The following is a 25027-nucleotide window of genomic DNA, read 5'->3' as shown; positions in this document are numbered from 1 at the left end:
ATGCCGTGATAAAATGGAGTTGAAAAGGGAAGGAGGATTCTTTACTGTGATGAAAAAAAATCATTCTTATTTTGTTTTCTATGACGGAAACTGTGCTTTGTGCCAAAAAACGAAACATCAAATTGAAAAATTGGATAAGAATTATGAGTTAGAATGGCATTCCATCCAAAATCCATCCATTCTTGAAGAGTTCCCTTTTCTCGAACAGGATCGTATTCAAAAGGAAATGCACCTGCTTGTTGACGAAACCTATTTATATACAGGGTTTGCTTCTATTAAAAGAATGATGCAGGTTTTTCCGGCAAGCAGGATAATTACTCCGCTGTTCCGCCTGCCGGGAGCAGACACAGCGGGCAGAATCATATATCAATATTTGGCCAAAAACCGCTATCAATGGTTTGGCCGTACGTGTGAAACCGGCGCCTGCAGCATTCATGAATAGCCCTCATAATCTGTTATATTTGACACAGACACAGAAACTGCGATATGATATGTCGCATAACGGATACTCTTATCCCGAGTTGGCGGAGGGACAGGCCCTGTGAAGCCCGGCAACCATTCATCAATGCAAAATGATGAAGAGGTGCTAACCTGGAGAGACGGATAGCGTCTTGGAAGATAAGAGGCGAAAAAGGTGAACGGGTAGAACCTCCTTTTCCTCGCCATAGGAATCGGGGGTTTTTTATGTTTCCGCATAAATCTCCTTCTCGTCTTCAAAGAAATTGACTCAGGGAATGAGTGCCGTACTATAATTCGGCAAAAGGAGGCTGCAAAACGTGCAATCAATTGGACGCAGATTATTTACATCAGAATCAGTAACTGAAGGACATCCGGATAAAATATGTGACCAAATTTCCGATGCGATCCTTGATGAAATTTTAAAGGAAGATCCGAATGCCCGTGTGGCCTGCGAAACCACGGTGAACACGGGACTCGTACTTGTAACAGGGGAGATTACCACTTCTACGTATGCAGATATCCCCAAGATTGTCCGTGATACATTAAAGGATATCGGGTATACGCGGGCGAAATACGGCTTTGATTTTGAAACATGCTCCGTACTTACATCGATTGATGAACAATCTGCCGATATTGCCCAGGGGGTCGACCGTGCTCTCGAAGCAAGAGAAGGGCATATGAGCGAGGCGGAAATAGATGAAATCGGCGCAGGGGATCAGGGGTTAATGTTTGGTTATGCGGATAACGAAACAGAGGAATTAATGCCGCTGCCGATCTCTCTATCCCATAAGCTTGCAAGAAGGTTGACCGAGGTCCGTAAAAAGGAAATCGTCCCTTACCTGCGCCCGGATGGAAAGACCCAGGTGACAGTGGAGTATGATAGTGATGGAAATCCTATCCGTATCGATACAATTGTTATCTCGGCTCAGCACCATGCCGATGCGACATTGGAACAAATCGATCTTGACCTTAAAGAACATGTCATTGATCCGGTTGTTCCCGAGCATCTCCTGGATTCGGAGACGAAGTACTTCATTAACCCTACCGGCCGGTTTGTCATCGGCGGTCCGCAGGGGGATGCAGGACTGACGGGCAGGAAAATTATTGTTGATACCTATGGCGGCTATGCGCGTCACGGCGGTGGTGCTTTTTCCGGCAAGGACGCTACTAAAGTAGACCGTTCTGCGTCGTATGCTGCCCGCTACGTTGCAAAAAATATTGTAGCAGCAGGCCTGGCAGACAAATGCGAGGTTCAGGTAGCCTATGCGATCGGGGTGGCGAGTCCTGTTTCTATTTCCATCGCCACTTTTGGTACCGGCAAGCTTCCAGAGGACCAGCTCGTCGACCTGGTTCGGGAGAATTTTGATCTCCGACCGGCCGGCATTATAAAAATGCTTGATCTGCGCCGTCCAATTTATAAACAGACGGCGGCTTACGGCCATTTTGGCAGGACAGATATTGAACTGCCGTGGGAAGCTACAGACAAAGCGGAACTTTTAAAACAGCTGGCATCAGAGCAGAAATAATATAGTAGAAAAAGGATGGCGGAGCTCCGCCATCCTTTTTTATACTTTAAGAGAGTAAAATCATAGTTTAAGAAAAGCTCAGGCATGTATGGCTTCGCAAGGAAGGAAAGCAAATTTTGAAAGAATAACGGATCTCCTGTCCGCATCCAGCACACGAGCCTGATTATATCCTATTCATAAATTTCATCCTGAAATTTGCCGGAATCGCGGAGTTGTTCCATTTCTTTATTTACGATGTTAGCTAGAGGCTTTTGATTGGTAACTTCAAAAATAGCCAGTGCTTTTTTCCAGCTTTTTATTCCTTCTTTATGCTTGTCGAGAAAAATTAAATTTCTGCCTTTTTGGTAGAGAAGTTCCCCAAACACATACATACTGTTTGTTTCAATGCAGCGCTTGATTCCTTTTTCACACCAGAAGGCAGAGCTCTGATATTTCTTTTGATTCGTGAGTGCTTTCGTTAATGTGTAAATTAAGCGAAGTTCAATAGAGGGATTTTTTATGCGTTTTAATTTGCGCAGGCGCGATAATGCTTCTTCACATATGATAGAGGCCTGATGATAATTATTTGTTAAATCATAAAAGATGGCCTTTGTATTCATCATTTCGCCTTTGCGCTCTGTAAATACCGTACTTTCGTCCGCTTCAAGCGCTTCTTGGATTAATTGGAGCGCACGTTTGAGTTCACGGTCCAGATGAAACACACAAATACTTTCGTGCCAGAGCATATACTGCTTGTAATAGCCGGGCTGGAACAATGGATTTTTCTTTTCATGAATCAGAATTTCTCTTATCTCTTCATACTTTTGCTGAAAACGAAGGTCTCTTAGTCTTTCAAACACCTCTTCTACATAATCAGCTCTGTCAGTACGAGCTTCCTCAAAGAAATAATACATGTCGGCGCCAAGACGTTCTGCAATTTGAAATAACGTATTTGAATACGGGATAATAGTTCCATTTTCAATTTTACTGACCTGGGCCTGCGTACAAATATCACGGGCAAGATCTGACTGGGTCATGCGGTGATACCGGCGAAGCTCATGTATTTTCTTTCCAACTCTCGAAAAATCCATTTCCATCCGCCCTCCTTATAGTATGCTTATAATTATTTTATACGAAGATTAGAAAAGTAGGAAGCAGAAAATAACAGAATCCTTGAAAAAAATGGGGAAATATGCCGAACGCAAGCTTTTTCCTCCTCTTATATACTGGGTCTATCATATGGGAGGTGACCCAGAGTGAAAAAATCAAAATTAATCTTTACCGCGTTATTTCTGAGTCTTGCCGTTGTTTTCGGAGCCGGTAGTTTTCAAGCTGGACAAGAAGTCAGCGGAGGATTTACGACACTGGATCTGCCACATAAACATTAATAAAGGTAAACAATTTATAAGCCGGACAGGCTTATTTTTTTTACGGATCGAATAATGGAGAAATGTTGTGTACTAATATTTAACATAAGTTCACTATTTTTTGGACAGATTTTAGTTTCAATAAAAAAATACGGCGATAAACCGTATTTTCTGCCGCATGAGCTCTATTTCTGCATGCTTTTGTAATACTGACCTTTTTCCACATATTCTTCGCGGATTCTTTTCATTTCTGCTAGGTCTTCTTCATTGAGCTGTCTGACCACTTTAGCAGGGCGGCCGAAAGCCAGCGTATGGGGTGGAATGACTTTTCCGCCTGGCACAAGGCTTCCCGCACCGATAAATGCCCCTTCACCGATTTCTGCTCCGTCAAGAATGGTTGCTCCCATGCCGATCAGAGCATTTTTGCGTATAATGGCGCTGTGTAAAATTACCATATGCCCAACGGTTACATCGTCCTCTATGATAAGTGGATTTTTTGGGCTTTGATGAAGAACTGAGTTGTCCTGAATATTAACACGGCTTCCAATCATTGTTGGGGCGACGTCCCCGCGGATGGATGTATTAAACCACACACTCGATTCCTCCCCAATGGTGACATCTCCTGAAATGGTTACATAGTCAGCGATAAATGCAGATTCGGCAATGTCTGGTTTTTTTCCTTTATATGGATAAATCATGAGAGCCCTCCAGAATTCACAATATTTTTTTCTGTTTGATGTAAGTTTAGCAAAAAAAGTAGTAAAATGAATAGGATAATCGCCTTTTGGCAGCAGCGAAAGAGAAAGGCAGGGAAGAGATCGAATGATGAAAAATTGGATGTCGGACAGAGCAAGAGGAACGATGGTAATCGTACATGGGGCAGCAGAGCATCATGGCCGTTATGAATGGATTATTAAACAAATGGTAAAGCAGCGTTTTCATGTAGTCGCCGGAGACCTGCCGGGCCATGGACGGACACGTGGAAAGCGCGGACATATTGATTCATTTGACCAATACATAGACATGGTTTATGCCTGGTATAAAGAGGCCGCTTCCTATGAGCTGCCGGTATATTTATTCGGTCACAGCATGGGAGGATTAATTACAGTTCGTTCTTTAATGGAAAAGCATATGCCGGTGCGGGGCGTCGTGCTCTCTTCTCCATGTTTTGGATTGTATGAGTACCCGGGCAGAACAGCTGAATTCACTACAAAAATAATGCACCGTCTCTCGCCCGGATTCAGCGGAAAAACGGGCATTAAGGCGGAAAAAATCACACGCAGTCCGGAAGCAAGGCTCGCTTATCAGGAAGATGAACTGAATTTATCGACGGTAACGGCGCGGTGGTATCAGGAAATGCTGAAGGCGATGAAAATCAGCCTCCATGAAGCAGACAGATTCCCCAATGTACCACTGCTCGTATTGCAGGCAGGCCGCGACCTTATTGTTGATCAGTATGCAGCCCATCGCTGGTTTAACCGCCTTGAAACATCCGACAGATCCATGAAAGAATGGAAGGGACTTTATCATGAATTATTTAACGAACCGGAAAGAGAAATGGTTTTCAGGTTTATGATGAATTTTATAAACCAGCGTATTTAATCTGATACATTTTGTATAGGAGGATCTCGATTGAAAGTTGCAACGAAGCCATGGTTAATGATGTATTACATACACCGGGATATTGTGCCGGAAGTTCATGATATCCTCGGCGAATGGAAGAAAAAAGCGGAGTTGATACCGGATCAGGAGCTGCGGGAGCAGGCGCTTGAAGAAATAGAATCCAAGGCCTTTCACTGTGAAGGAGGCGGCGTTTATGCGCTCCTCACCAGAAAGGAAATACGCAGCAGTCTGCTCCGTTTTATTGTCGCGTATCAGATAATTTGTGATTATCTGGACGGTCTTTGTGATAAATTCGGTGCCAGTGACCCGGATGATTTTGAAGCACTTCACACCGCCCTTACTCAAGCACTCACGCCAGGTGCTGAGCCGGAAAATTACTACAGGTTCAGGGGCAGCCCGGACGACGGAGGTTATTTGAAAGAACTTGTTACGGAGTGCCAGAGTCTGCTTCGTACTTTTCCAGGGTTTGATGCAGCACAGCTGGAGATGAAGGAGCTCGCTCAATATTACAGCGGCCTTCAGATTCATAAGCATGTGGTGAAGATTGAAAGAGAACCACGATTAAAAGAATGGTATGAAGAGACCAGCGACCAGTATGAAGGAGATTTGCGCTGGTATGAATTTTCAGCTGCGACAGGCTCCACACTCGGCATTTATACTTTGGCTGCTTACGCTTCTCGCAGCCACCTTGCCAACATGCAGGCGCTGGCGATTAAAAACAGCTATTTTCCCTATGTGCAGGGTCTTCATATACTTCTTGATTATTTTATTGATCAGGAAGAGGACATTGCCGACGACGAGCTCAATTTCTGTGCCTGCTTTCCAAGTGAGCAGGATATGATTAATCGGATTAACCATATAAAGAAAGAAGCGGAGGAGCGTGTGAAGACGCTGCCGGATGCAAAGTTTCACCGCGCTATTATCAGCGGTGTAATTGCGATTTACCTTGCGGATGAAAAGGTGCAGACAGATCCGGAAATGAAAAAAACTGCAAAGCACTTTATCCGATTTGGCGGAATTCCGACTGCTTTTTTCTATTTGAATTCCTGGATTTACAGGCGTGAAGCTAAATAGTGCGGTTTGGTATCTGGAAGCAGGAAGAGATGCCATGACTATGGCCAGACTGGTGAATAAAACAAATATAAGGAAGGGTGATGATATGAAGAATGAAGGAATCAAAAAATTACTAAGTGAAACTTTTGAAGGAAACCAGGGAAATTGGAGTTGGTTCACTGAATCAAAGCCAGGTAGTGGATTATTTGGTACTATTGATCCGTTAAGCGCCGAGGAAGCTTCCGTCCCTGTAGAAGGGGTGACAATTGCCGCTCATACGGATCATACACGTTACTATTTGTGGGCAAACAACCAACTATTGGAGGGAAAGACACCTGATCTCAATTGGGATGAAAGTTGGGAAGTTGGAACGGTGGCAAAAGATGAATGGGATCAAATAAAAAAAGGACTTCAGCGGGAGTACATGAAAATGATTGAACACATTAGTGAAGACCGAAATCTTAATTCTGCTGCGACTGATAATCTTTTAGCAGCGTTAGCCCATTCTACGTATCATTTAGGAGCTATGAGGCAGATGATAAAGAGAGTTAAATAATTCACCTCTAATAGGAGCAGCTAAAGTTATTAATGAAACGACGCTATAGTTATTAACAGCTTCGATGTTCAGCTGTAGAACTCCTCCGGACTGTGGTATCTTCCCGGGCAACGATGCGGGGCTGCGGGCAGCCCTGCGCAGTTTATTGACCGTCACCTTAGGTCGATCTCCCGGGGATGGATACGCTGGCACATCGTACGCCTCACAGACCAAAAAGCGTCTTTCAGGGAGATTGCGATTTACTTAAATATACTAATTACTCTTTATCAATTACTGTCAATTCACCGGTTTCCGGGGATATTACCAGGCCGTGCACCGGGGTATTTTTCGGAAGCAGCGGGTGGCGCCTGATGATATCAACGCTGTTTCGTACGTTATCCTCGACATTGTCAAAGCCCTTTAGCCACGAATCAATCGACACTCCAGTGTATTCGAGCGCTTGAATCTGCTCTTCCGTCACGCCCTGCTGCTTGGCTTTTTCAAGAATTGGCCCGGAGTGCATGCCGGTCATTCCGCATCCATAATGGCCGACAACAGCCACTTCCTCTGCCTGCAGTTCATACAGAGCTACAAGTATGCTCCGCATGACACTGCCAAACGGATGCGATATTACCGCGCCGGCATTTTTAATCACTTTTGCGTCGCCGTTCGAAAGGTTCATTGCATGAGGGAGCAGCTCGATCAAGCGTGTGTCCATGCAGGTTAATATGACAAGTTTTTTATCAGGGAATTTGGTAGTTTCGAACTTTTCATATTCTTTGTTTTTTACAAATTGCTGGTTATGTTCCAATATGGATTCAATTACTGACATATTCTTTTCTCTCCTCTGTTAGTTATGTATCTATATATATAGCTTCTGTAATTGTTGAAAAAAAGTCAAGTGGGCAGTCATAAAAAAAAGCGAAAGCCTGTTATGCTCTCGCTTCTTTCCGGTCCTCAATTCTGGCGCTTGCAAAGCCAAGGAGTGCTCCAAGCAGGGCGCCGCCGGCAACCTCTGCAGGCTGATGGCCGAGGAGCTCCTTCAGCTCTTTGTCCTGCCTGACATAGCTGATATCGGGGTAATCACCGGAAATGATTTCAATGTTATCATCAAGATCATTCACGAGTTTGGCAATTTCACCGGTATGGCGGCGGATCCCCTGAGCATCATACATGACTATGGCACCAAACACCACGGCAAGAGCAGTTTCTATCGAAGTCGTCCCTTTGTTCGCAGCCACGTAGGCAGCCAGCGAGGAAACCCCTGCAGAGTGAGAGCTCGGCATGCCCCCGGTTTGAAGGAGCGGCCGCCAGTCCCAATTCCCTGTCAAGCGCTTATGAGTAAGGACTTTCAATCCCTGGGCAATACTGATACCTGATAATGCTGTAACGATTCCTCGGTTCATTCGCTCCACCTCATTTAATATTCTTGGGTTCAATGCATTAATTATGTAACATAATGTCGTTTATATTTTACCCACAGAGATTGCGTATTAATCTTAAAAAACGTTCCTATGTTCTGAGTGGAGCGATTTATTTTTTTTCGAGAGCGATAATAAAAGGTGGGCGATTTACCTGGTTAATAAAACCATAACGGAGCACCTGCACCTTTTTCTGGTCGAGTGATTCTGCATATGCTTCCACGGCTTGTTTTTCCTGTCTGCCTTCGACATGGCCATGATAAATCACGAGCACAATCAAGCCCCCGGCTGGCATACGGTCTAGCAGTATTTTTACAGCTGCCAGGGTGGACTCTGAGTGCGTAGTAATAGATTTATCACTGCCCGGCAAGTAACCGAGGTTGAACACCGCCGCTTTCACATTTGAGAATTCTTCCGGTGGTATAACGGATGCCGCCTGCTCGTGCCCTATTTGAAAAAGGGAGACCTGCGACAACTGGTCTTTTGCCTGAAGGAGTCTTCGCGTATTTTCGATTGCTTCTGCCTGGATATCAAATGCATACACGCGGCCGGAGTTCCCTGCGAGTTCTGCAAGAAACAGCGTGTCATGGCCGTTGCCGGCGGTTCCATCAACTGCTGTATCTCCAGGCTGCAGTGCTGACGCAAGAAGCTGGCGGGCGAAAGGTAAAATACCCGGCAGAATCATTTAGCCGCCGCAGCCTTCGTCTCGTAATATTTACCCTGCCAGCTGTTTCTGCGTTTTAATTCATCATCAATTGCGTTTAGGACTTCCCATTTGTTCATGCTCCACATCGGCCCGACCATCAGCTCAGACGGGGCATCACCGGTGAGACGGTGAATAATCATTTCAGGGGGCAGAATCTCGAGCTGGTCAGCGACAAGCCGTACATAATCGTCCTTATTCATTAGATCGACCATTCCTTTTTCGTATTGCTTGACCATTGGAGTACGTTTTAATAAATGCAGCAGATGAATTTTTATCCCCTGAACATCGAGCTTTGCTACTTCCTCAACCGTTTCCTTCATCATGTCATTAGTTTCAAGTGGAAGCCCGTTAATGACATGCGAACAAACTCGGATTCCATGTCTGCGGAGCTTATTAACACCATCGACGTAGCATTGATAATCATGAGCGCGGTTAATAATCATGGCCGTGCGTTCATGGACGGTCTGCAGGCCGAGCTCGACCCACAGGTACGTGCGCTGATTCAGTTCAGCTAAATAGTCAACAACCTCCTCCGGGAGGCAGTCAGGGCGTGTCGCGATGGCGAGTCCGACGACATCTTCCTGCTGAAGTATAACCTCAAACAGCTCCCGCAGCTCCTCAACAGGTGCATAGGTATTGCTGAATGCCTGAAAATATCCGATATACTTTCCTTTTTTCCATTTTTGATGCATTCGGTTTTTTATCGTATGAAATTGAGTAACGAGATCATCTTTTCTGTCCCCGGCAAAATCACCGGAGCCCCGTTCTGAACAAAAGGTACAGCCGCCGGATGCAACGTTTCCGTCCCGGTTCGGACAGTCAAAGCCTGCATCGAGCGGTATCTTAAATATCTTTTCACCAAAGGTTTCTCTAAGGTGGTAATTCCATGTATGGTAGCGTTTTTCTCCCCACATAACTGGCGAAGATGCGCTGCTGGTCTGAGACATGTAAATCTCTCCTTCAATTGAAAACATCTATTTCTCTCGTATTTTAGCATGTTACAGCTCAAAACCCCAACTTCCGCATCCAATGAAACTATTGGTGAAAAAGGTTGCTTTGACCCGTGGAACCTTGACATTGGGCGCAGAAATCCATAAAATATCAAGTATTAATATAGGAAGTGCGAAAACCGAATAGTAAAGCGATCAACAATGAGAAGGACCAGTAACGGATACGTCGGGTCACAGAGAGCAGACGGTGGTGCAAGTCAGCCGAAGACATTCGTGAACTCCCCTTACAGTTGCAGAAATGAACAGAATAGTATTTTCTGCCGTTTTGTCCACGTTACGGATGCAGGAGCGGGTGTGCTTATTGTACGCCAATCAGGGTGGTACCGCGGGAATCGTTTACATAACAAACTCTCGTCCCTTTAGGCAATACCGGGGATGGGAGTTTTTTCATGGAAAAAACCACCTGCTCCATAATATAAGATCAATCACAAGGAGGCTGCATGCTTATGGCATTTTCACATAAGGATATAGAGAAAAAATGGCAGAAGTACTGGGAAGAAAATAAAACGTTTAAAACAGATGATACATCGGATGGAGAGGACTTTTATGCTCTCGACATGTTTCCTTATCCATCCGGCTCAGGCCTGCATGTCGGGCATCCGGAGGGCTATACAGCGACTGATATTTTATCAAGGATGAAACGCATGCAGGGCTACAACGTGCTTCATCCAATGGGGTGGGATGCCTTCGGGCTTCCTGCGGAGCAGTTTGCGCTCGACACCGGAAAGCATCCCCGCGAATTTACACAGGCAAACATTGAAACATTCAAAAACCAAATCAAATCGCTCGGCTTCTCATATGACTGGGACCGGGAAATTAATACGACCGATCCTGATTATTATAAGTGGACACAATGGATCTTTCTGCAGCTATTTAAGAAGGATCTTGCTTATATCGATGAAGTACCGGTTAATTGGTGCCCGGCTCTTGGGACGGTGCTTGCCAACGAAGAAGTAATTGACGGAGTCAGTGAACGCGGCGGCCACCCGGTCGAACGGCGCCCGATGAAGCAGTGGATGCTAAGAATCACTGAGTATGCAGATCGGCTGCTGGAGGATTTGGAGGAGCTCGACTGGCCGGAAAGCATTAAGGATATGCAGCGAAATTGGATCGGACGCTCTGAAGGGGCAGATGTTCATTTTGGAATAGAGGATTCAGAGAAGACCTTTACCGTATTTACTACCCGCCCGGATACGCTGTTTGGTGCGACATACTGTGTATTTGCTCCCGAGCATGAGCTGGTCAATGATATAGTTACAGAGGATCAGAAACAAGCGGTTGAAGCATATAAGAAAGAGGTTTCTACGAAAAGTGATTTGGAGCGTACGGAGCTTTCGAAGGAAAAGACGGGAGTTTTTACCGGTGCATATGCGATCAATCCTGTAAATGGCATGAAGCTGCCAATCTGGATTGCTGACTACGTGCTTGTCAGCTATGGAAGCGGCGCAATCATGGCGGTGCCTGCACACGACGAAAGAGATTTCGAATTTGCTGGAAAATTTGATCTGCCAATTGTTGAAGTGGTCGAAGGCGGAAACATTAATAAAGAAGCTTTCACCGGTGACGGTCCGCATGTGAATTCTGACTTTTTGAATGGGCTGCACACTGCTGATGCCATTAATAAAATGATTGAATATCTTGATGATAGCGGGAAGGGCACAAAGCAGATAACTTACCGGCTGCGCGATTGGCTGTTCAGCCGCCAGCGTTATTGGGGCGAACCAATCCCCGTCATTCACTGGGAAGATGGCACAATGAGCCCGGTACCAGAGGAAGAACTGCCGCTGATGCTGCCGGAAATGGAAGAGTTTAAACCTTCCGGAACCGGGGAGTCCCCGCTTGCCAATAATACGGCCTGGCTTGAGATTACCGATCCGAAAACAGGAATGAAGGGCCGCCGCGAAACAAACACAATGCCGCAGTGGGCAGGAAGCTGCTGGTATTATATCCGCTACATTGATCCGGACAACAAAGAATCGCTCGCAGATCCGGAAAAAGTGAAGCGCTGGCTGCCTGTAGATATTTATATCGGCGGGGCAGAGCATGCCGTTCTGCATCTGCTTTACGCCCGCTTTTGGCATAAAGTATTGTATGATATTGGAATTGTGCCGACAAAAGAACCTTTCAAAAGATTGTATAACCAGGGAATGATTCTTGGTGAGAACAATGAAAAAATGAGTAAATCAAAAGGAAACGTGGTTAACCCGGATGATATTGTACAATCACACGGTGCTGATACGCTGCGCTTATATGAAATGTTTATGGGGCCGCTTGATGCCTCTATTGCATGGTCTGAAAATGGGCTTGACGGGGCGCGGCGTTTCCTCGACAGGGTGTGGAGATTGATTGTAGACAGTGAGCATAAACAGCAGTCTTATATTGGAAGTGCTGAGAGCAGTGCTGAGCTGAAACGGACGTATCACCAGACCGTTAAGAAGGTATCAACTGAATTTACAAACCTTCGTTTTAATACAGGAATCAGTCAGTTGATGGTATTTGTCAATGAAGCTTATCGGCAGCAGCACCTGCCGAAAGAGTTTATAGAAGGCTTTGTGAAAATGCTCTCACCTGTTGCACCGCATGTTACGGAAGAGCTGTGGGAAATTCTTGGTCATACCGGTACCATCGCTTATGAAGCGTGGCCAGTGCATGATGAATCCGTGCTCGTCGAGGATGAAGTAGAAATTGTTATTCAGGTGAATGGCAAAGTCCGTTCCAAAGCGGTCGTTCCAAAAGACGCTTCCAAGGAAGCCATGGAGGAAATCGCCAGGGAAAACGAAAAAATTAAAGAAGAGATGGAAGGCAAGACCATCCGGAAAGTCATTGCAGTGCCAGGTAAGCTGGTAAATATTGTCGCAAATTAATGAAAATGGGGCTGCATCAAAAGTTCTTTACAATAAGAAAATGGAGTGAGGATGAATTCAATCCTGACTCCATTTTTATGTGCACAGAATGGTCGATTAAAACCGGCCACGTCCTGTGCGTCGAGGAACAGCACGAGTCTCAAGACGCTGCAGGCAGTGTTCTTTCTGCCGGGAGGCATTCACACCAAAAAAAGTTAAATAATGTGGATAACTCTGTGGGTAAGAGGGGTACTTATTAACAGGGACTGTGTTGATATCTAATAATCCCTAATGTAAAAGGGGTAATTATCCACAGAAAAACGTTGGCCTTATCCACAACCTGTGCATAATCTTAGTCCTCCGGCTGAGCCGCCGCCCTGCCGGCGGTGTAGCCGGTTGAAAAGGCGCAGGTAATATTAAATCCACCGGTATATCCATGAATATCTAATATTTCTCCACAGAAAAATAATCCTTTGGTCTGCTTCGATTCCATACGCTTAGGATGAATTTCTTTGATTGATACCCCACCGCCTGTTACGAATGCTTCTTCTATCGAAAGCGTTCCATTTACCTCAAACCGAAAATCAGTAAGAAGCTCAGCAAGCTGCCTCAGCGTGTCATTAGAAAGCTCATTCATACTTTTATTGAGAGGGATGCCGGCTTTATCCATGTAAAAGTGAAGCAGCCGTTCCGGTGCCTGCCCTTTGAGTGCATTTTTGGCAGCTTTTGCACCGGTTTGCTTTTTTAGCTGGATGAGCTCTTGGAATAAGCTTTCCTGATTTTTGTCGGGGAATAAATTAATGGCCATCGGTAATTGTTTTGTTTTAAATTTTTTTAAAGCCTTCACGACGTACTGACTGCAACGCAGGGCAATCGGTCCAGAGATGCCAAAATGAGTAAAAATCATATCTCCTGTATGTGTTTTGATATGCCTGCCTTTTGGATTGAACACAGAAAGGGAAACGTGCTGCAGCGACAAACCCTGCAGCTTTTTTTGCTGAATAAAAACTTCTTTGGAGGTAATGGGGACTTCGGTAGGGTAAAGCTCTGTTATTGTATGGCCTGCCGATTTGGCCCACGGATACCCGTCGCCGGTGCTCCCAGTGTGAGGCACTGATTTTCCTCCGGTCGCAATAATCACCGCAGCTGCTTCGAGTTTTTCTCCATTCTCTAATGTAATCCCGGCTACTTGCCCTTCATTGAAATCCAGTGAAGACACCTTCGTCTCCAGCCTGGTTTCTACACCGAGTTCTTTCATCTTGTCGAGCAGTGTTTTCACCACAGTGATAGCTTTATCGTTAACTGGAAACATACGTCCCATGTCCTCTTCCTTTAGATCGATGCCAAGTCCTTCAAAAAAGGAAATAATGTCCTCATTGTTGAATATGGAAAAGGGGCTGTACATAAATCTTCCGTTCCCAGGGATATGCTCAATTAATTGTTTTTGGTCCATGCGGTTGGTGACATTACAGCGCCCGCCCCCGGAAATCGCAAGTTTTCGTCCCAGTTTTTTCCCTTTATCTACAATAAGCGTGCGGGCGCCGTGCTCTGAGGCAGCAATTGCCGCCATTAGACCGGCCGGGCCGCCGCCTATGATAATGACATCATAATTCATTTTTATCTGTTCCTTTCCTATATAACCTGTCTTCCTGCTGTGTTTTCTTCAAAAGAAAACAGGGAAAGTGTTCGACAGCTATTAAGTATATCAAACATGGAGGAGATAAGAATGCTTAGGAAATTGAATATAAAAACAAACCAGCGCGATGAAATGATTGATGTAACCGATCAGATTCGTACATTCCTTCAGGAGGAAGGACTGGAACATGGAGTTGTGGTTGTTTATTCCCCACATACGACAGCCGGAATCACCGTAAATGAAAATGCCGATCCCGATGTCAAGCATGATATGCTGATGCGCCTCGATGAAGTATACCCGTGGAGCCATGAAAAATACCGTCATGCAGAAGGAAACTCTGCTTCGCATTTAAAAGCAAGTACAGTCGGTACTCAGCAGACATTGATTGTAGAGAATAATGATCTGGTGCTTGGCACCTGGCAGGGCGTTTATTTTTGCGAATTTGACGGGCCGCGCACCCGTACAATGTACTTGAAAGGTGCAAGTGATGCATGAAATTTCACAAAACTGTAGCATGCCTTCTTTATGGAAAGGGAGATTATCTGTGCTCAGTATGGTAAAATTCCCTAGGATGGATTTTGACAGCAACTGGAGATGAAGGTATGGCTGACTCTAAATTTTTACGGGGGACAATGATCTTATCATTGGCCACGTTTTTATCTAAATTTCTCGGAATGATTTATGTTTTCCCGTTTGTGGCTATGGTCGGGCAGCAGGGTCTGGCTCTCTATCAATACGGCTATCAGCCGTATACGATTTTGTTGAGCCTGGCCACACTCGGCGTACCGATGGCTGTTTCTAAATTTGTATCGAAATATAACGCGCTGGGAGATTACAGGACTGGTCACCGTCTTTTCCGCTCCGGCCTGATCATCATGACAATTTCCGGCTTTTTGGCATTTTTGATACTGTTCAGCTTTGCCCCGGTGATTGCAGGATGGATTATTCGTGATCCGAGTGATCTCAATGGAAACTCGATGAATGACATTATTTTTACGATCCGCATGGTCAGCGTGGCCCTATTATTAATACCGGCCATGTCAGTCACACGCGGATATTTCCAAGGCTTTCAATCGATGGGGCCAACTGCTGTCTCGCAGGTGATCGAACAGATTGTGCGGATTGCGTTTATTTTATCTCTCACGTTTGCAATCTTGTACATATGGGACGGAGAACTCGGGACGGCGATAGGGTTCGCCACGTTCGGAGCGTTTATCGGGGGACTTGGTGCGATTGCCGTACTACTTTACTATTGGAAAAAAAGAAAACAGTTTATACAAAAGCAGCTTGATCAGAGTACTGTTGATCATAAGCTGCCGCTTTCCTCGATGTATAAAGAATTGATTTCTTATGCACTGCCGCTTTCTTTTGTCGGGCTGGCAATCCCCATTTTTCAAATGGTCGATTTGTTTACCTTTAATAATGCCTTAATTCAGACCGGATATACACAGCAGGAGGCGGAGATTGCTTACGGCTCGTTTGCCGGCTCAGCGCACAAGCTGATTTTAATACCGGTGGCAGTGGCAACAGCTATGTCTGTGACGTTAATACCGACAATCACCCGCTCCTTTACGAGTAATGATACGGATCAGCTTCAGCGACAGATTACACAGACGTATCAGATTATCTTATTTTTATCGATTCCTGCAGCTGCAGGTCTATCGATTCTAGCTTACCCAACCTTTGGCGTGCTTTTTGGCCTGGAGGATGTCGAAACAGGTGGTTTCATTCTGCGGTATTACGCTCCTGCAGCGATACTTTTTTCCTTATTTTCCGTGACAGCAGCCGTTCTTCAGGGAATGAACAGACAGCGGTACGCGGTCATGTCACTGATCATCGGCTTTGCATTAAAAATCATCTCGGCTTACGGGCTTGTCTTTTTGATTGGTCCTGCGGGCGGAAGCCTCAGCACAGCGCTTGGCTATGGAGCAGCAATTGCCTGGAATGTGTGGGCGATTGGAAAGTTTGCCAATTTTGATTATAAACCGATCATGAAGCGGACGCTGGTGATTACAGCGTTTACAGCCGTGATGGCAGGGGCGGTCTGGATCGTACAAGCCGGTGCACTGACCATGTTTCCGATGAACAGCTGGCTTCACACGTTTTATGTAGAATGTTTCAGTGTGACAGTCGGTGCGGCTCTTTATTTTATTCTAAGCGTGAAGAGTGGTCTCGCCGGAACGGTTTTAGGGAGTCGTTTCTCGATATTTAAAAAATAAGCATTTAGACGATAGGACTCTTTTTTTCCAATTCAGGCAGGTGGTATAATATTACCTATCTTATACGTTCATATGCAGGCTGCCTGCTGTCGAGGGGTATAGAGAAAACTATGTTTCTATCCGCGACTGCTGTTAGAAAATTGACATTATGTAACTCCAGTAGATGGATGAAGATATAAGAAATGCGGGGGCTGCAGCAATGTATATCTGTCGGCGGCCAAGTATTTTTTTCTGAAATAAAATCAAATGAAAGTTCAGGAGAGATCCGGGGTGAATCATGATGTTGAATCGTTACAAAGATTATGACTGGTGGCTTATATCTGCTGCTGTCCTGCTTAGTATTTTCGGGGCCATCATGATATACAGCGCAAGCTTTCCGCTTGCCATCGATTTATATGACAACCCCTCTCATTTTTTTACACGCCAGCTCATCTGGTTTGGTGGCGGAATGTTTTTGCTGGTCGTGTTTATGCATTTTCGTTATCCGATGTTCAACAAGCTGTCCCCGTTGATGATTCTTGGATCCATCGCTCTGCTGATTCTTGTGCTTGTGATCGGCCGCGAGGTCAATGGTGCAAAAAGCTGGATCTCCGCAGGACCGTTCAGCATTCAGCCGTCGGAATTTGTGAAAATTGCCGTCATTATTTATTTGGCGCAGGTTTATTCCCAGAAACAGGCGTATATAAACAAATTTATCAGTGGAGTGATACCGCCGTTAGTGGTAGTTGTTTTTATCTTTTCCCTGATTATGCTGCAGCCGGACCTTGGTACTGCCGCTGCTCTTTTAATGACAGCGGGCATTATTGTATTTTTATCGGGGGCAAAGTTTCGTCATCTTGCCGTATTGGCCAGTTTATCCGGAGGAGTGGTTGCGTATTTTGCGCTTACTGCCTCGTACCGCATTCAGCGTTTGACAGCTTTTCGGGACCCGTTTGAGGTGGCGCAGGAAGATATGGCGAGTGGAGGAGGTTACCAGCTGATTCAATCCTATATAGCGATAGCAAACGGCGGCATCACCGGGGTTGGTCTCGGGCAAAGTGTGCAGAAGATGCATTTTCTCCCCGAGCCTCATACCGATTTTATACTTGCTGTAGTCGCTGAAGAGCTGGGGCTGCTGGGGATCGGATTTGTACTGCTTTGTCTTGGCATCATTGCCTGGAGAGGAATAATAATCGGAGTGCGGAGCAAAAGCTCGTTCGGCACACTGCTTGCTTTTGGCCTTGTTTTTCAACTCGTCAGCCAGGCGGTTGTTAACGCCGGCGCCGCCACAGGTCTTATGCCGATCACCGGGCTGCCATTTCCGTTTGTCAGCTATGGCGGCTCCTCCCTGCTCGTTTCCTTGATGGCAGTGGGAATTCTCGCGAGCATTTCGAAAGAAAATAATCGCCAGAAAAGAGAAGTGGAAGAGGCGGGTGCCGCGTAGATTTTTACAGTGCTGTCCAAACATCGGACGGCACTTTTTTTCAGCGAATTGATCTACGGAGAAAGGAGAACGATCCATGCTTATTGCAGGTTTTGGAAAACTAGCAGAAATGGTCATTTCACAAGGGGACTCTCATTCATTTCATGTCTACAACCGTTCTGCTCAAAAGGTTATTGATGCGGCGAAATTAAATCCTGACATTGAATATATTTCTCCCGGCTCATTTGCGAAGTTTGACGCCGTGTTTCTAGCACTGCCTCCTGATGCTGTAAAAGAATTTCTTTATGATTATGGTGACAGCTTTTCAGAAGAAACTGTGATTTTTCACACGGCCACGGCTATGCCGGCGGCAGAAGTGAGAGAAATCGTGCCCCGGCACCGTATCATTTCTGCCAAATTTGCTGGCCACGCTCTTCAGTCTGGAAGAGAAAACAGCGGAGGGTTATTTGTCGTCGAAAAAAAAGCTGAAGCAATGAAGCTGCAGGAGTGGCTTGGACGTTCATTCGAGGTGATCGAGGGAGAGGAAGAAATAGTTCAGACAGCAAATAAGACAGCCGTTGAAGAAACTGTCCGGATGCTGATCCGCTTAGAAGAACGTTTGAGAAAAGAGAAACTCCCTGAAGCTGTCATGCAGGCGGTAATAAAACAAATCCCCGGCGGCGTTTCTCATGCGCACGTCAACAGAGAGCACGGTGCGTTCGCCAAAAAAATATTAGAAGAATGGAGAGAACAAAATCGTGAGAATTGATAAGCTGCTTGCAAACCTCGGCTATGGCAGCCGCAAGGATGTAAAACAGCTCTTGAAGAAAGGACTGGTGAAAGCAGACGGAGCCAAGTTGTCTTCTGCCTCCTCTCATGTCGACCCGGAGGCACAGGAGATCACAGTGTCTGGAGAAACGGTTGATTACAAGCCTTACATCTACTTGATGATGCATAAGCCTCAGCAGGTGATTTCGGCAACTGTCGATGATGTTCACGATACGGTAATAGATATTCTCGAAATAGAAGATGCAGTGCGGGATCCTTTTCCTGTGGGGCGGCTTGACAAAGATACGGAGGGGCTGCTTCTAATTACAAATGACGGAAAGTTTGCCCATGCTCTCACATCGCCAAAAAAAGGAGTAAAGAAAACGTATGAAGCAGTATTAGACCAGGACGTGAGTGAGGAAGACACCGCGCTTTTCAAAAGTGGAGTAACGCTGGATGCCGGATACGTGACAAAGCCAGCTGAACTGTATGTCAAGGATGGGATAGATAAAAAAGAAGTAATTGTTGTGATCTCGGAAGGCAAATTTCATCAAGTAAAGCGGATGTTTGAAGCGGTAGGAAAAAAGGTCCTTTACTTAAAAAGAACGCACATTGGGACACTCGCACTTGATCCTGATCTGGCCCCCGGTGAGTACCGGGAAATGAGCAGTGACGAAGTGGAGGACCTTCTCGAAGAAGCATACCAAAAGAAAAGCAACGGATCGCTTTAATACAATTGCGGTCCGCTGCTATTTTACTATGATGCCTTTACTTTTTTGCTCGTGATGCTCCATTTTCCTCTTGTTGGGCTGTGAACCAAGTGATTATACTCCAGCACGTTCAGATCCCGCTGAACGGTCCGCTGGGTGATTCCGAATTCGTCAACCAGTTCTGTCGTTGTCACCGTCCCTTTCTGTTTAATGTACAGGTAGATGGATTTAATCCTGGTGATCATACGATCGGTCGAAGTATTCAAAAAACCACTCCTTAGCATTAATTGATAGACAAAACAGTTCAGCACTGTATCCGGGGTATCTATCATCGTGCTTACATTGCTGTACATCTGCATTGACAGGACATGTCTTCGTAGTTTTACAACAAGTCAATAAGGAAAATGGAAGCTGTATATATTAGTATGTACGATGGGTAGTGGATATAATAATTTCTGGATGGAAAAAATCCTATCAACGGCCCCGTCCGTCCATTTTAGTGTACAATAATTTCGGATAATTGGCAAAAAAGGTCGAATTTTATTTTAAGCCAGTGTAAAGAAAGGAAGCAGAGTATGGATATAGATTGGAAGAATATCGTAAAAAGCCGCAAAGAAGAAATAATAAATACTACTATCGAATTTCTCTCTATCCCAAGCATTCTCGATGACAGTACTAAAGCGAAGGGTGAACCGTTCGGCAGAGATGTTAAAGAGGCTTTGGAATACTTATTACAAAAAGGTGAAAAAGATAAATTTTTTGTAAAAAATCTGGATGGATATGCAGGCCATATTCAATTAGGAAATACGAGCGAATATGTTGGTGTCTTATGCCATGTGGACGTCGTCCCGGCAGGAAGCGGCTGGAGCGGTGATCCTTTCACTCCGAGGATCGAGGAGGGAAAAATATATGCCAGGGGTGCTGTTGATGATAAAGGACCGGCGGTGGCTGCTTATTACGCAATGAAACTTATCCAGGATCTTGGACTGCCACTGCATCGCAGTGTGCGCCTCATTTTAGGAACAGATGAAGAAAGTCAGTGGCGTTGTGTTGATCATTATTTTAAAAAAGAGAACCAGCCACTTACCGGATTTTCCCCGGACGCTGAATTTCCAGTCATTTTTGCAGAAAAAGGAATTATTGACGGCAGCCTGAGTATGGAGATACAAGATACAGACAAAAACCGGTCACGATTAAGAAAGCTGAAAGCCGGTCACCGTTTGAATATGGTGCCTGATCTCGCAGAAGCTGTACTTGAAGCTGAGGAAGATAAACTGAAGAAGTGGAAGAGTGACTTTGAAGCATGGCTGGATAAACGTGAATTTACGGGCAAAGCAGCAATAAATGACGGGCTGGAGTTGACGCTTGAAGGAAGGTCTTCCCACGGTTCAGAGCCGCAGAGAGGGGAAAATGCTGCCGTAAGAATGGCTGAGTTTTTAATTAATCTTCCCTTTCCGGAGATAACCACCTCCTTTCTGCGGGTGATCGCAGAGCGACTCTCTGACTACAAGGGGGAAAAAGCAGGATTAGCATTAGAGGATGACGTAAGCGGCCATCTTACAATCAATCCAGGGATTGTTCATTATGACGGAATGGGTGCAGAAATCGGGATGAATATTCGTTATCCTGTTCGTACTTCCTATGAACAAGTCACCAGACTGCTAAATCAATTTTCTGAAGAAACGGGGATGAAGTGGGCAGAGCAGGAACACCAGCCTCCTCACGATAATGATCCTGAGTCGCCGCTAGTGCAGAATTTGCTGCATGTTTATCAGAAACATACGAATGATTTAAGCGGACCGATCGCCATCGGCGGAGGGACGTATGCTAGGGCGATGCAGGAAGGAGTAGCGTTTGGTCCGGTTTTTCCGGGGAGAGAAGATGTGGCTCATGAAAAAAATGAATATATATCTGTTGATGATCTGCTCGCCTGCACCGCTATATACGCGGAAGCGATATATATGCTGGCCGGCCGAGATTGAAGTATGAATATCTTTTGATCAAAGGGGGACAGGGCAACTGCCTGGGAAGAGGGGATACAACGCGACGTAAAAGGGAAACCCGTTGGAAAGACGGGATTTCCTTTTATTTGTGGTGGAAACAGCCACGGGGAAAGAGGGAAACCGAGGTTTGCCAGGGGAAATAGAGCGTGACCGGGTGAAAAGCGTCACGTGGGCGGGAAAAAATGCTGGCGACTCGCGGCACAGAACGGCCCTGGAGACAATTCCCGGAATAAATATTTCCCATTCACCATAATGAAAGCGCTCTAAAAAACTGTTTGAATATTGTACGCAATTATGATTAAATAAAGATACAGATCAGATGTCTGATAACTGAAAGGTGTGATCCTTCTGGAAATCCAAAAGATTTCAACGAAGAAAATTTCCGAGAGTGTAGCGGAGCAGATGGAAGGCTTAATACAATCCGGAAGGTACGAAGCACATGAAAAACTGCCTTCTGTCCGGGAGCTTTGTGACGACTTCCAGGTCGGCCGTTCAGCGGTACGTGATGCGATTACTACACTGAAAGGAAAAGGTCTGGTATATGTCAAGCAGGGGGAAGGTACATTTGTGAGTCCTTTTGATTCGTCGAAATTATTCAGTGGAGGTGTAGGATTTCCGGATTTAGAGGATATTAAAGAGCTTTTTCAGGTCAGAAAAATTCTCGAGGCGGGAATAGTTGAGATGGCGGCCGTCTACCGCAGTGAATTAGAACTTGCAAAGATGAGGGAAGCGGTGGAGCGGATGAAGATTTCTACTGATCAGAAGAGCTGGCAGTCGGACTACGATTTTCATATGTACATTGCTGCGGCGGCTGGTAATTCTATTCTTACGCAGCTGATGACCTTTATATCGGCGACTACTAAAAACAAAATGATTGATTTTCATCAGTATATTTCTACGGATTCTTCGCTCACGAAGCGGATTATAAGTCAGCATGAAGCTATCTTCCAAAGGATTGAACGAAAACAGCCTAAAGAAGCCAGAGAAGAAATACTTGCTCATTTATCCTTAGTGGAAACGCTAATGCAGCAAAGTGTGCTGCAGGATAGAGAATCTTTTTAAATTGTGCAGATGGAGGTGCATGCAAGGATGAATTTAAATGATGTAACCGACACAGAGCAGCCGCATCTGCTCGGAAATGATGGAAAAGCATCAGTAGAGCCGGCATCAGAGCAGGATATAGCGGAGGTATTAAAGTACGCTGATGAAAATAATAAAACGGTGTCTGTGATAAGTGGAGGCACGAAGCGCGGCTTCGGCGGAGCGGTGAAGGAGCTGGATATTCTCCTTTCCTTAAAAAAGTATCGTGGCATAATTGAACACGTTCCCGGTGATATGACTGTGACAGTCAAAGCGGGAACGCCGATAAAAGAGCTGCAGGACTTCCTAGCAGAATATAATCAAATGCTTCCGCTCGATCCATCCTGGCCGGAGGAAGCGACAATCGGCGGGGTGATTTCGGCAAACAGCAGCGGCCCAAAACGCTTGAAATATGGCTCAGCAAGAGACCACGTGATCGGGCTGCGCGTAGTCCGTTCAGACGGAACCATTATCCGAACGGGAGGAAAAGTCGTCAAAAACGTTGCCGGCTATGATATGAATAAGTTGTTTGTCGGAGCCATGGGTACGCTTGGAGTTTTGACGGAGATTACCTTGAAACTGCGTCCAACTGCTAAATTTGAAAGCGTTGTCATTCTTTCTTTTCCGGAAAAAGATAAGAATGAAGTCCGCTCTTTTTCCACAGCTTTCCTGGACACATTCCTGGAGCCGGTTTCCCTTGAGTTTCTATCCCCGGCAGTTACAGACAAGCTGACCGGCCGGCCGGATTATGCGCTTGCCATAGCATTCGAAGATGTGCAGAGCTCCGTGGAATATCAGTTGAACTGGATGAAGCAGAATCATCCGGAAGAAGCGGAGATCACGGTTTTAGAGAAGGACAAAGCACAGGATTTTTGGGAGCGCTTTTCACGAATCGCTCCGTCCGGAACCGATGATCCGGCAGAATCACAGCAATGGGCTGCTGTTAAAATCGGCAGCAAGAGTATAGATGTATTTGATATCGTGCAGGAACTTCACAGCCTTAACTCATCAGAGCTTCAATTACTTGCTCACGGAGGCGCAGGACACGGCCTATCCTACGCCTATATAAAAGCGAAAGAGGGCGTCCTGGATCAGACAGTGGAAAAGATTCGTCTCACTGCTGAAAAGCGGGGCGGCTATGCAGTGGCGAGACACCTTCCGCTCTCTTTACGAAATGAAAAAACGGTGTGGGGGCAAAAGACCTCTCCGATTTTTCTTATGGATGGTTTAAAAAAGAAAATGGATCCGAAACGACTGATAAACCCTAAACGATTTGCAGGAGGGATTTAATCATGGCAACTGAACAGCAGACGGCAGTAAAAGAAGAACCTGCCTGCAGTACGATGTCGCTTGGCAATTATAAATGGAATGACACTCCTGACCCGGATAAATGGGCTGATTGTGTGCATTGCGGAATGTGTCTTGAATCGTGTCCGACGTATCTTGAAACGGGGCAGGAGCAGCACTCACCACGTGGGCGTGTTCATCTCATCAAATCTGTCGCCGAAGGAAAGCTTGATGTTAATGAAGCCTTCGCCGATCCTGTCTTTGCCTGTCTTGACTGCAGAGCCTGTACAACTGCCTGTCCGGCAGATGTGGAGGTCGGCGGGCTTATTGAGGAAGCGAGAGGACAAATTCGCCAGGCTATGCCGTTAAAAGGCTATAAAGGGGTAATTAGTAAATTTTTCCTGAAGGGTGTTTTCCCTCATCAAGAGCGGCTTCATACACTCGGAGGTTTATTGAAATTTTATCAAAAAAGCGGTATGCAGACTGCCGTAAGAAAATCGGGAGCGTTAAAGATTATGCCGTCGCACCTCGCTGACATGGAAGCAATTATGCCGGCACTGCGACAGCCTTCTCGAAAAAAATATGAAAATATGGAAGTTATCCCTGCGAAAGGGGAAACAAAAGCGGAGGTCGCATTACTAACAGGCTGTATCATGGATGTGATGTTCAGTGATGTAAACGAATCAACCATCAATGTGCTGACTCACAATGGCAATGATGTCGTTATTCCAAAAAAGCAGACCTGCTGCGGCGCTCTCCATGTCCACGCCGGCGACCGTGATATGGGAAGAGAGCTGGCTAAACAGAATATCGAAGCCTTTGAGAAGGCTGACAAAGTAATTGTTAATGCGGCAGGCTGCGGCTGTGCACTACAGGAATACGGGGAACTGTTCCGGCAGGAGCCGGAGTGGAAGGAACGTGCGGAAAGATTTTCAGAAAAAGTGGAAGATATTTCAAAATATTTGTATGACAGCGGCTACAAAAAGCCGGAATCAGAAATTCAGTCACGTATCACCTACCATGACGCCTGTCACCTGGCACATGGACAATCTGTCCGCAACGAACCCCGCCAGCTTCTGAAAGATATTCCAGGGCTGGAGGTTGTAGAAATGAAAAATGCGGATATGTGCTGTGGAAGTGCCGGTATTTATAACATTACCAATCCAGATATGGCCGGCTCTGTCCTGGACCGAAAAATGGAAAATGTACCAGAAGATCTCGAAATGATTTCAATGGGTAATCCAGGCTGTATGCTGCAGATGGCAATGGGAGTACAGAAGTACGGAAGAAATGCGCAGGTGGTTCATACCGTCCAGCTCCTCGACTGGGCGTATCAGAAGGATCAGCTTGAAAAGCAGCGAAGTCAAAAGCAGATGGCCGCGGCCGGAAAGGAGTAGCAC

Annotated in this window: 24 protein-coding genes, 1 riboswitch and 1 other annotated feature; of the genes, 16 read left to right on the top strand and 8 right to left on the bottom strand. The window is 45.7% G+C overall.

Annotated features, from left to right (window positions below):
• The first annotated feature begins 49 nt into the window (after positions 1-49).
• Together ACE4RR_RS18325 and metK are read left to right on the top strand one after the other, a co-directional pair.
• Positions 50-442 carry a thiol-disulfide oxidoreductase DCC family protein gene (locus ACE4RR_RS18325; RefSeq protein WP_375536910.1) on the top strand — a complete coding sequence of 131 codons (393 nt, stop codon included), beginning with the start codon at positions 50-52 and terminating at the stop codon, positions 440-442.
• Positions 443-508: 66 nt separating this feature from the next.
• A riboswitch (SAM riboswitch) is annotated at positions 509-625 on the top strand.
• Positions 626-785: 160 nt separating this feature from the next.
• Entirely contained in the window at positions 786-1985 is a 1200-nt protein-coding gene (gene metK / locus ACE4RR_RS18320; protein WP_375536909.1) for a methionine adenosyltransferase, read from the top strand.
• A 170-nt stretch (positions 1986-2155) separates the two neighbouring features.
• Here the strand turns inward: metK and ACE4RR_RS18315 are convergent, their stop codons facing one another.
• On the bottom strand, positions 2156-3055 hold the full coding sequence (locus tag ACE4RR_RS18315) for a helix-turn-helix domain-containing protein (protein WP_375536898.1): 900 nt from the start codon (positions 3053-3055) through the stop codon (positions 2156-2158).
• Positions 3056-3220: 165 nt separating this feature from the next.
• Between ACE4RR_RS18315 and ACE4RR_RS18310 the strand changes: the two genes are divergently transcribed.
• Positions 3221-3352 (top strand): hypothetical protein, encoded by a 132-nt coding sequence (locus ACE4RR_RS18310; protein WP_375536897.1) that lies wholly within the window; start codon positions 3221-3223, stop codon positions 3350-3352.
• A 164-nt stretch (positions 3353-3516) separates the two neighbouring features.
• Here the strand turns inward: ACE4RR_RS18310 and ACE4RR_RS18305 are convergent, their stop codons facing one another.
• Positions 3517-4029: a gamma carbonic anhydrase gene (locus tag ACE4RR_RS18305; protein ID WP_375536896.1), complete on the bottom strand. Its 513-nt coding sequence runs from the start codon at positions 4027-4029 to the stop codon at positions 3517-3519.
• Positions 4030-4153: 124 nt separating this feature from the next.
• Here ACE4RR_RS18305 and ACE4RR_RS18300 point away from each other — a divergent pair, with 124 nt between their 5' ends.
• Genes ACE4RR_RS18300 through ACE4RR_RS18290 form a run of 3 tightly spaced genes read left to right on the top strand, consistent with a single transcriptional unit; the run spans position 4154 to position 6563 of the window.
• Complete coding sequence (locus ACE4RR_RS18300; RefSeq protein WP_375536895.1) at positions 4154-4933, top strand: alpha/beta hydrolase; 780 nt, start codon at positions 4154-4156, stop codon at positions 4931-4933.
• A gap of 30 nt (positions 4934-4963) precedes the next feature.
• Entirely contained in the window at positions 4964-6028 is a 1065-nt protein-coding gene (locus tag ACE4RR_RS18295; protein WP_375536894.1) for a tetraprenyl-beta-curcumene synthase family protein, read from the top strand.
• Positions 6015-6563, top strand: coding sequence for a hypothetical protein (locus ACE4RR_RS18290; RefSeq protein WP_375536893.1), 549 nt, complete (start codon positions 6015-6017; stop codon positions 6561-6563). The genes ACE4RR_RS18295 and ACE4RR_RS18290 overlap by 14 nt, the downstream gene beginning before the upstream one ends.
• A 256-nt stretch (positions 6564-6819) precedes the next feature.
• Here the strand turns inward: ACE4RR_RS18290 and ACE4RR_RS18285 are convergent, their stop codons facing one another.
• From ACE4RR_RS18285 to mnmL, 4 genes are all read right to left on the bottom strand, one after another.
• Positions 6820-7374: a beta-class carbonic anhydrase gene (locus ACE4RR_RS18285; protein ID WP_375536892.1), complete on the bottom strand. Its 555-nt coding sequence runs from the start codon at positions 7372-7374 to the stop codon at positions 6820-6822.
• Between the two features lie 100 nt (positions 7375-7474).
• Positions 7475-7957 (bottom strand): divergent PAP2 family protein, encoded by a 483-nt coding sequence (locus ACE4RR_RS18280; protein ID WP_375536891.1) that lies wholly within the window; start codon positions 7955-7957, stop codon positions 7475-7477.
• Between the two features lie 118 nt (positions 7958-8075).
• Positions 8076-8648: a tRNA 5-(aminomethyl)-2-thiouridylate-methyltransferase MnmM gene (gene mnmM / locus ACE4RR_RS18275; RefSeq protein ID WP_375536890.1), complete on the bottom strand. Its 573-nt coding sequence runs from the start codon at positions 8646-8648 to the stop codon at positions 8076-8078.
• Positions 8645-9616, bottom strand: coding sequence for a tRNA modification radical SAM protein MnmL/YtqA (mnmL, locus tag ACE4RR_RS18270; RefSeq protein ID WP_375536889.1), 972 nt, complete (start codon positions 9614-9616; stop codon positions 8645-8647). Before mnmL ends, mnmM begins: the two co-directional genes overlap by 4 nt.
• A 195-nt stretch (positions 9617-9811) precedes the next feature.
• Positions 9812-10041, top strand: a binding site (T-box leader).
• 84 nt (positions 10042-10125) lie between these two features.
• Between mnmL and leuS the strand changes: the two genes are divergently transcribed.
• Positions 10126-12543: a leucine--tRNA ligase gene (gene leuS / locus ACE4RR_RS18265; protein ID WP_375536888.1), complete on the top strand. Its 2418-nt coding sequence runs from the start codon at positions 10126-10128 to the stop codon at positions 12541-12543.
• Between the two features lie 331 nt (positions 12544-12874).
• On the opposite strand, the gene ACE4RR_RS18260 is transcribed toward leuS, so the two are convergent.
• Positions 12875-14137 (bottom strand): BaiN/RdsA family NAD(P)/FAD-dependent oxidoreductase, encoded by a 1263-nt coding sequence (locus ACE4RR_RS18260; protein WP_375536887.1) that lies wholly within the window; start codon positions 14135-14137, stop codon positions 12875-12877.
• A gap of 111 nt (positions 14138-14248) precedes the next feature.
• On the opposite strand from ACE4RR_RS18260, the gene ACE4RR_RS18255 reads away from it, so the two are divergent.
• The 5 genes from ACE4RR_RS18255 to ACE4RR_RS18235 all read left to right on the top strand — a co-directional run bounded on the left by ACE4RR_RS18255 (position 14249) and on the right by ACE4RR_RS18235 (position 19278).
• Positions 14249-14653 carry a secondary thiamine-phosphate synthase enzyme YjbQ gene (locus tag ACE4RR_RS18255; RefSeq protein ID WP_375536886.1) on the top strand — a complete coding sequence of 135 codons (405 nt, stop codon included), beginning with the start codon at positions 14249-14251 and terminating at the stop codon, positions 14651-14653.
• A 107-nt stretch (positions 14654-14760) separates the two neighbouring features.
• On the top strand, positions 14761-16377 hold the full coding sequence (locus tag ACE4RR_RS18250; protein ID WP_375536885.1) for a putative polysaccharide biosynthesis protein: 1617 nt from the start codon (positions 14761-14763) through the stop codon (positions 16375-16377).
• Positions 16378-16657: 280 nt separating this feature from the next.
• Complete coding sequence (gene ftsW / locus ACE4RR_RS18245; protein WP_375536884.1) at positions 16658-17800, top strand: putative lipid II flippase FtsW; 1143 nt, start codon at positions 16658-16660, stop codon at positions 17798-17800.
• A gap of 76 nt (positions 17801-17876) precedes the next feature.
• Complete coding sequence (locus ACE4RR_RS18240) at positions 17877-18548, top strand: hypothetical protein (protein ID WP_375536883.1); 672 nt, start codon at positions 17877-17879, stop codon at positions 18546-18548.
• Entirely contained in the window at positions 18538-19278 is a 741-nt protein-coding gene (locus tag ACE4RR_RS18235; RefSeq protein ID WP_375536882.1) for a pseudouridine synthase, read from the top strand. Before ACE4RR_RS18240 ends, ACE4RR_RS18235 begins: the two co-directional genes overlap by 11 nt.
• Positions 19279-19304: 26 nt before the next feature.
• On the opposite strand, the gene ACE4RR_RS18230 is transcribed toward ACE4RR_RS18235, so the two are convergent.
• The gene (locus ACE4RR_RS18230) at positions 19305-19523 is read right to left on the bottom strand and encodes a DeoR family transcriptional regulator (RefSeq protein ID WP_375536881.1); all 219 of its coding nucleotides are present in this window, start codon (positions 19521-19523) and stop codon (positions 19305-19307) included.
• A gap of 309 nt (positions 19524-19832) precedes the next feature.
• Between ACE4RR_RS18230 and pepV the strand changes: the two genes are divergently transcribed.
• The 4 genes from pepV (at position 19833) to ACE4RR_RS18210 (ending at position 25024) form a co-directional block, all read left to right on the top strand.
• Positions 19833-21239 carry a dipeptidase PepV gene (gene pepV, locus ACE4RR_RS18225; protein ID WP_375536880.1) on the top strand — a complete coding sequence of 469 codons (1407 nt, stop codon included), beginning with the start codon at positions 19833-19835 and terminating at the stop codon, positions 21237-21239.
• 360 nt (positions 21240-21599) lie between these two features.
• Positions 21600-22322, top strand: coding sequence for a FadR/GntR family transcriptional regulator (locus ACE4RR_RS18220; protein WP_375536879.1), 723 nt, complete (start codon positions 21600-21602; stop codon positions 22320-22322).
• A 27-nt stretch (positions 22323-22349) separates the two neighbouring features.
• Positions 22350-23630, top strand: coding sequence for an FAD-binding oxidoreductase (locus tag ACE4RR_RS18215; protein WP_375536878.1), 1281 nt, complete (start codon positions 22350-22352; stop codon positions 23628-23630).
• Positions 23631-23632: 2 nt separating this feature from the next.
• Positions 23633-25024, top strand: a complete 1392-nt coding sequence (locus ACE4RR_RS18210; RefSeq protein WP_375536877.1) for a (Fe-S)-binding protein — start codon at positions 23633-23635, stop codon at positions 25022-25024.
• Positions 25025-25027 lie beyond the last annotated feature (3 nt).

The organism is Alteribacillus sp. HJP-4, from assembly GCF_042139015.1.
In the GTDB taxonomy this organism is placed as follows: Bacteria; Bacillota; Bacilli; order Bacillales; family Marinococcaceae; genus JBHIKY01.
This window is presented reverse-complemented; position numbering and strand designations above follow the sequence as displayed.